The following is a 7,071-nucleotide window of genomic DNA, read 5'->3' as shown; positions in this document are numbered from 1 at the left end:
TTTCCGGCAGGCGGTCCAGTAAACTTGGTGGCGGATCGGGAGCAAACAGGCGCGGACGGATATAAAGGAACAGTGCCAATGCTGCGCATAGCAATGCAATTAACACAACTTTATTTCCAACACCCTCTGTCTTCATTTAACGTTTTGTAGATACCAGATAAGCTGTGTTTACCAAATCAAGTAAGTATTTTCCCGCATTGTCAAAAGTTCCTTCAAAACTGTATGTCAGGTTGTAAGTTGTTTTCTGACGGGTTGTTTTGGAAGAAATGACTTCGATTTCTCCTTTTTTTCCACGCATGGAAGCAAGTACATTGAATCGGTGGTCATTCAGGATAGATTCCGGCAAGCGGTTAATCATATCCCCCAAATTCATGTATCCGTAAATGGACCCGCTTTTTGCAGCATTTTTCGCTTGTTTTCCGTTCAAGGCGTCAGCACCGTATCCGTTGGAATGATTCTTTGCCAGGTCTTCGTCGTTGGTGAAAATGAACAAGCCGTTTTTGTTGATCATATAAAGCGGCACAGAATTCAGGATCGCCTCTTCGTAAACCCAGTAATCGCCCATGTTTTTGAATTGGGTGGTGATTCTGGACATGTGTTTCAGGATTTTATTCGGAATATCCGGACGAGCCGTTGTGAAACCTAAGGTAAAGATCGGCATGTCTTCTTCTGCTTCGATTTCTTTTTCCCCGTATTCGAAGGTTTCCTCGTCATAGAAGAAATCGATTCGTTTCGTTTTCACACGCTTGATTCCGTTGAAGGTACCGAACATACTTCCTTTGTACGTATTGAAAAGCTCATCTGTATTGATGAAATCATTTAATAATTCAATCGTCAGAACGTTGGCAGAAATACGCGCATTTTTTTCTTCGCTCAGAATCGGCATAATCACCTCGTATGCTTTTTCGTACCCTTTTTTCAGGTCGATCTGGTAAGTGAAGAAACCTGTATTGTTCTTCGGAATGTACTTCAACACATTCTTATCGAATTTCGCACTGTTCAATTCCTGGTAAATGCTTCCCAGACCTTCGCCGTAGTTTGCTTCTACTTTCAGGTCAATGCTTTTCTGATTGAGAACAATATCACCCAGCATCACGTTTCCGGTATACAATTCATTCAAGTCACGGTATAAATCCGGGAACATTGCCTGCAAATAGAAAAGGCTGTTGGTGTTTTTGAAATTGCGGCTGTTGTCCAGGTAGAAAATTCCATCGGAAGTATGCGTCAATTGAGAAGCTAAACGACTGTCGATTGCTTTCAGATTGATTTTCTTCACGAACAATTCTTCGGTCACCAAAAACAAGCGCTTGCGGGAATATTCGGACTCGATACTGTCTCGCAATTCATAGTAGTTCTTGAACATATCGTTCATTTCATCTACCGCTACCGGAGTTTCCTCTACATCTTCCTCGATGATTTCTTCTACTTCATCACCGTCTTCGTTCATTGCCGGATCATCAATGGAAATTTCTTCATCGTCATACGTATCCATTTCCTCGTTGTAGTATTCATCTTCGGTAGACCACGGAAGTTCAAATCCTCTTGAAACCCAGATAGAATCTGTGATTTCAGTCAGTTTTTCCTGATCAGTATCCACGCGGATCAACAAACCGACATTTCCCTGAATCATCAGGTGATTGAAGTAATTATTGTAATATTCCGTTCCGGGAACCAGGCTTTCTTTCCGGTCAAAATCATCAAATACAGTGAAAAGCTTTTCTTTATCTGAAATTCCGAATGTGAACCCGGAGATTTCAAATTCAGGATTCTTCCCGTAAAAGATATTCATCTTCTGATTGAAGTCAATTCCTGCATCTTTCAGGGTTTTTCCCTGGGTTGATCCGTCAAACAATTCAGATTGCAGTTCAGTCATGAAATCATAAGAAACCAATTCATCCATGGAGACTTTCTGAAGAATGGAAATATTATTCAGGCTAAAGACAGTAACTGCATCTTTAGGGATAATATCTTCGGATTTTTGACCCCAGGAAATTGCTCCTAAAAGGCTTATCGGAATTAAAATTTTAATCTTCATATGAGGAATGAATGAACGGATTCTATACGAAAGTAAAATCATTTTTTGAATTGATTATGCTATTTCGGCTATCAACCGGTATTTGGTTGATAACTTGTGTTAAAATAAAAAGAAATGCGGAGTTTTCCCGGAAACTAGTTGGAAATTGTAATGGTATTCTTAAGAATTAAAGGGTTTGTTGCAACGGAATAGGTGCTCGATTTAATCAAAACGGCAGTTTTAGTTGGAGAGATCTGAGCCTGGCCGTTATCACATTTCACGACTGCTTTGTCAAAACGGGAAACCGAAATGTATTTACCTTCCTTTAACTTTTCCTGGTCTTCTGCTTTGAGTTTATGAATCACACTTTGGAAATTGGGGTTGATGCGCGTCAGAACCTTTCCGTCCCAAGTCAGCCAGTTCTCATCAAAATCCGCATTGTTCTTGTCCTTGCTTTCTTCTTTCACAATTTCGCGAATTCCGTTTTGCAGATCAGCAACATTGTCAAAATCGCAGGAAATTTTGAAGATGAAATCATCGTAATTGGCTTCTACTTTTACATTTGAAACTCCTTCTTTCTCTTCCAGTTTACTTCTGTAGAATTCAATTTTTTCCTTGATTTCAGGGAGTTTCGGGACGCGTTTTCCTTCCACGCTGTCGAGTGCAAGAATGGAATTGATTCTCACTTTGCTGGCGCTCATATTGACGGTGTATTTGTATGTACCGCTTCCGTCAGCATGCAGAATAATTTCATCAAAGATATCTACACAAGAGGACAGTGTAAGAATCAGAAAACCAATTAGAAAAATACGCATAAGTCAATTTCAAGTACAAAAATACGGAACTACCCGAATCAAAAACAGTACCAGAAGCATATTTATTTTCTATTGGAGGAAATAAGCTTGGTTTTCAGTGACGGTAAAAGTGGCCTTTCGTCCGCAGATAAAGGCTCTGTTGTCGGGAATATGACCAACCGGAGCTTGGAATGCTATTGGAAATGAGCGGAACCGCGTGTGTTCTGAAATCAATTCTTCGATGGTCCATTCGGTTGCAGTGGCGGTGTCTTTCAAGTCGGTCATTCCCCCAATGATTAATCCCGAAATCCGGTCAAAAACGCCGGCCAGTTTGAAGGCATTTAACATTCTGTCGATGTGATAGATTTGCTCTCCGATGTCTTCTATAAATAAAATGGCGTGTTCATAATCCGGAGAATACGGTGTTCCGAGCAAGGAATAAAGAATGGACAGGTTTCCGCCAACAACTGTTCCTGTTGCTATCCCAGGTTTGTTTGCCGGATGAGCTTGCCAGGTATATTCATTTTCTGTCCCGTTCAGAACGTGCAGCAGGGATTCCAGTGCTTCCGGAGAATTTTCCCGGAAATTGAGCGGCATAGTGGTATGAGCCGTTTCAATTCCCAACTTTAGTCCCAAACAATTGAAATTGGTAATGTCGGAAAAACCGAGAATCCATTTCGGTTCGCGAAGCAGGTTTGCCCAATTTACCAGGTCGAATAAACGAATGGCTCCGTAGCCACCGCGATTGCATACAATTGCTTTCACATCCGGATGGTCAATTGCCCATTGCAGATCATTGGCCCGTTGTTGATCGGTTCCGGAAAAATAACGGAATTCACCTGAAGCATTCGGACTTACCAACACAACGAATCCTTGTTTTTCGAAATACGCTTTGGCAAAATCGATGTAAGAGGCATCAATTGCTTTTGCGGGAGAAACCAATGCAATGGTATCGCCCGGAACAAGTTTCGGAGGAAATATCATGCACTAAAAGTAATGTAAAATTGAAAATGTAAAATGTAAAAGGGAGAATTCAAGATTGAAAAATAAGGTGGTGACTGAGCGTAGCTGAAGTCCCGCTCTTTTCAATTATCCTTTTTCAATTAACTATTGATTGGTCCCATTACGACCATTTTTTCCATAGTCGGTGTCGGGCTTCCCCCCATTTTTTCAAGAGTGATTGCAAATGCTGTAATATTCTGAGCGTTTACGTCAAACGGTTCGGTCATTTGCTCCACTTCATCGTAGTTGAAAAGTCCAACAGAAACCGGTTTCCCGTCTGCTATTACCCAAAGTTGGTATTGCATATTTGCAGGTGGCGGAGTTATTTTTTCGGCGTGCATCACCGCTTTTTTCATATCTGAGCTCCACATCACTTTTACCGAAGCCGTAGGTTCCATTGCAGTGCCATTCATCATAACGGTCTGAAGGTTTTTTCCAGTGAGTACTTCCTGTACTTCCTTCAGATGATCTTTTTCAAGAATCATGGCCTGTAAAACCTGATCATTTTTCAGACGGTCTTTCTCCAAAGAGGCTAAAGCCGAATCCAAACGTTTTGCTTCGCGGTTTGATATAAACCAAAGTGCTCCGATTCCAAGCGTTAAAATCAAAGACGCAGCGGCCATCATTTTCCACATCGGACTTACTCCCTTAACTTCAGGAGTAGTATTCATCGGAATGATTTTCGCTTCCTGCTTTGTTTCCTGATTCGGGCTGCTTTCCGGCTTTTCCTGTGGGATCTGAGCAATTGCCTGTAGAACGGAATTTCGAACGGCAGGATTTGGAGTTTGCGCGTTTTCCAACATCATTTCTTCACAACGCTTTTGAACACGGGCAAATTCCTCCCGGATTTCCGGATAGATTTTGGAAAGACAAGCTACTTCCTGCATCTCCTGTTGGGAAGCAAGACCGAGCGTTACCGACTCCAAAATTCCTGACGCTATGTATTCGTTTATATCCACAATATCAAAAGTGTAAACCATTTTCTCAACTCCATCATGGCCATCCGCGAACGGGTTTTCACAGTTCCGAGTGGTAAATCCAGCTCATCTGCTACTTCCTGTTGCGTGTACCCCTTGAAGTATAAGTATTCAATCATTGTCTGTTGTTCTGCAGGAAGTCGGTCTACCAATTGTTTTAATCCGATAGTTCCCACATTCTGCTGAACTGTTACAGAGCTATTTACGCTTGTTTCCAGAATTTGGATTTCTGACTTGGCTTCTTTTTTTAATTTTCTCAATGCATCAATAGACGTATTGCGTGCTATATTGAGCATCCAGGTGAAAAAACTGCCTTTGGTATCATCATACATCTGGATATTTTTCCAGACTTTGATGAACGTGTCCTGAAGAACATCCTGAGCAATCGCTTCGTCAACAATAAAACGACTGATAACACCATTGATCGCACCACAGTAACGATCATAAACTTCCCCGAAGGCGTTTTGGTTTCCGGCCTTTACCTTGTGAACGAGGTCAGTGATTTCTATGTTATTCAATGAATCCAACGAAACGAATGTAGCGAAATAAATTTAATTGAAAAGGTAAAAAAACAAAGAGAAAAAACGAAAACAGGATTAATTGACTTCCCTGTATTTTAAAAACGGCCCGAATGCAAACCCTGTCAAAGTAGCGGCAATTAATTTCGGATATTCGAAAAACCCCGATAAAGAGACGATTATAAGGCCAAAGACCAGGAAAGAAATTCCGATAAATTTCCAGGAAGAAAATCCAATCCGGGGCTGAAAGCCGGTAAATAGGTAGTAGGCTGAGTAGCCGCATGTGAATACAGTCAAGCCACAATTGAAAGATGAACTGAAGAAAGCAGCACTAAGTCCTCCGGTAATGAGTATGCAAAAACTGAGTAGTGCAAAACCGGCAGAGGAGGTGTTTTTTTCAATGCTGTAGGCAACAACTGCAAAAGCCATTACATCTATTAGTCTTAACAACAGGTGGATATTTACAAAGGGGTAGGTGAACAGGCGATACCATTCTCCGGTTTGCCAAACCGTGTTTGAAATTGCCCATTGGAAAACAGAAGGCTCTTCTTTTACCGTAAAAATATTGGGATCGTGTGCAATTTCAACAAAGAAGAAGACCAATGTTAGCGTAAGTAGTAAAGCCGTTACAGGAGTTTTTCGAACGTGTTGAAACAGCAAATCCAAACCTGAAATATCGAATACTCCGGTTTGACTCAATTCGTAAGAGCTGACATTTCTTCTGAAGAGACAAAAAATTAAAAAGTAGACTACATTCAGAGAAATGGCGATACCAAGCAGCCATTGATGTTCTGTTTTGAATCCCGGTTGAAAGGAAGCTTCGAGTTTGAAAATCCTTTTTGGAACGGAACCTTTGTAATCCGTGTCTTTCAGGGTTTTATGAGCGTATTCCAGGTCTTCGGATTGTTCCAGTGGAATCAGATACCTTGTTCCCGGCCATAGGTTTAAGGTATTATTGACTTCGGTCATACAATTCTCATGTACTTTGTTGAATATTGCGCCTTTTTCTGAGTCACTTTCTTCGTTATCAATCATTTCAGAGTCTGAAAACAGCAGCCAGAGCTCCTCTTCTTCAAAATTTACCAGGGCATAGGACAGAAAATCAACTTTTGGATTTTTCCCCGAAGTATATTCCTGGAAATCTCCCAGATAAGTCATCGTTGCCTGCGGAATCGGCCCGGTGTATTTCCAGACGGTATTTTTTGCAGAGAAATCAATTTCAGATAAATCGTGTATCTCGCGTTGATCCATTTTCATGTTTTCGTATGCAATTTGAAAAGAAACTGCCGGAAATGTCATAAATACGATTGCTAAAAGCGAAAAGAGGTAATTGTTGTCGTACCGTTTGCTGAGGAACAATTTTAAACGGTGGTGAATGATCAGGAAATAAACACCACATCCAAGGAAAAAAGGAATCCAACCGATTAAAATTCCCTGGTTGATTTCCATGTCCGTTTTGTTCAATAACCAGTTTATCAGAAAACTAATCAGAAGAGCCAAACCGGAGGAAAGGAAAGCGGGAATAAGTAAAAAAAGAAGCGCCTTTTTGAAATTCATATACATGAGGACTTAGGTTCACAAAGCTAATCTTTAATCAGAAGATAAGAAATGTGTTAAGACTCTTTAACTGCTTGTAAGAACAAAGTTTTAATGCCTGAATTCAGTCAATAAATTAGTACCTTTGCATTTGTTTTAAAATTCCTTTTAATCGATTTTAGGCTTATGAGTCAGAAGTATAACGAGTATTCAGGATTGAATTTGCCGAA

Annotated in this window: 6 protein-coding genes; all 6 read right to left on the bottom strand. The window is 40.7% G+C overall.

Annotation, left to right across the window (positions count from 1 at the left end; all coding sequences use genetic code 11):
- Positions 1-136: 136 nt before the first annotated feature.
- The 6 genes from Q1V93_RS09915 to Q1V93_RS09890 all read right to left on the bottom strand — a co-directional run bounded on the left by Q1V93_RS09915 (position 137) and on the right by Q1V93_RS09890 (position 6,862).
- Positions 137-2,035 (bottom strand): hypothetical protein, encoded by a 1,899-nt coding sequence (locus tag Q1V93_RS09915; protein WP_300664259.1) that lies wholly within the window; start codon positions 2,033-2,035, stop codon positions 137-139.
- A 134-nt stretch (positions 2,036-2,169) separates the two neighbouring features.
- Entirely contained in the window at positions 2,170-2,829 is a 660-nt protein-coding gene (locus Q1V93_RS09910; RefSeq protein WP_300664257.1) for a hypothetical protein, read from the bottom strand.
- 69 nt (positions 2,830-2,898) lie between these two features.
- A complete protein-coding gene (locus tag Q1V93_RS09905; RefSeq protein WP_300664255.1) occupies positions 2,899-3,792 on the bottom strand; it encodes an LD-carboxypeptidase in 894 nt (297 codons plus the stop codon).
- Positions 3,793-3,911: 119 nt separating this feature from the next.
- Complete coding sequence (locus Q1V93_RS09900) at positions 3,912-4,790, bottom strand: anti-sigma factor (protein WP_300664253.1); 879 nt, start codon at positions 4,788-4,790, stop codon at positions 3,912-3,914.
- Positions 4,760-5,305 (bottom strand): sigma-70 family RNA polymerase sigma factor, encoded by a 546-nt coding sequence (locus tag Q1V93_RS09895; protein ID WP_300664252.1) that lies wholly within the window; start codon positions 5,303-5,305, stop codon positions 4,760-4,762. The genes Q1V93_RS09900 and Q1V93_RS09895 overlap by 31 nt, the downstream gene beginning before the upstream one ends.
- A gap of 78 nt (positions 5,306-5,383) precedes the next feature.
- Positions 5,384-6,862 (bottom strand): rhomboid family intramembrane serine protease, encoded by a 1,479-nt coding sequence (locus Q1V93_RS09890; protein WP_300664250.1) that lies wholly within the window; start codon positions 6,860-6,862, stop codon positions 5,384-5,386.
- Between the last annotated feature and the right edge of the window lie 209 nt (positions 6,863-7,071).

It is taken from the genome of Fluviicola sp., assembly GCF_030151805.1.
Taxonomy (GTDB): Bacteria; Bacteroidota; Bacteroidia; order Flavobacteriales_D; family Crocinitomicaceae; genus Fluviicola.
Note: the sequence above shows the minus strand (reverse complement) of the source record. Positions and strands in the feature narration are given on the sequence as shown.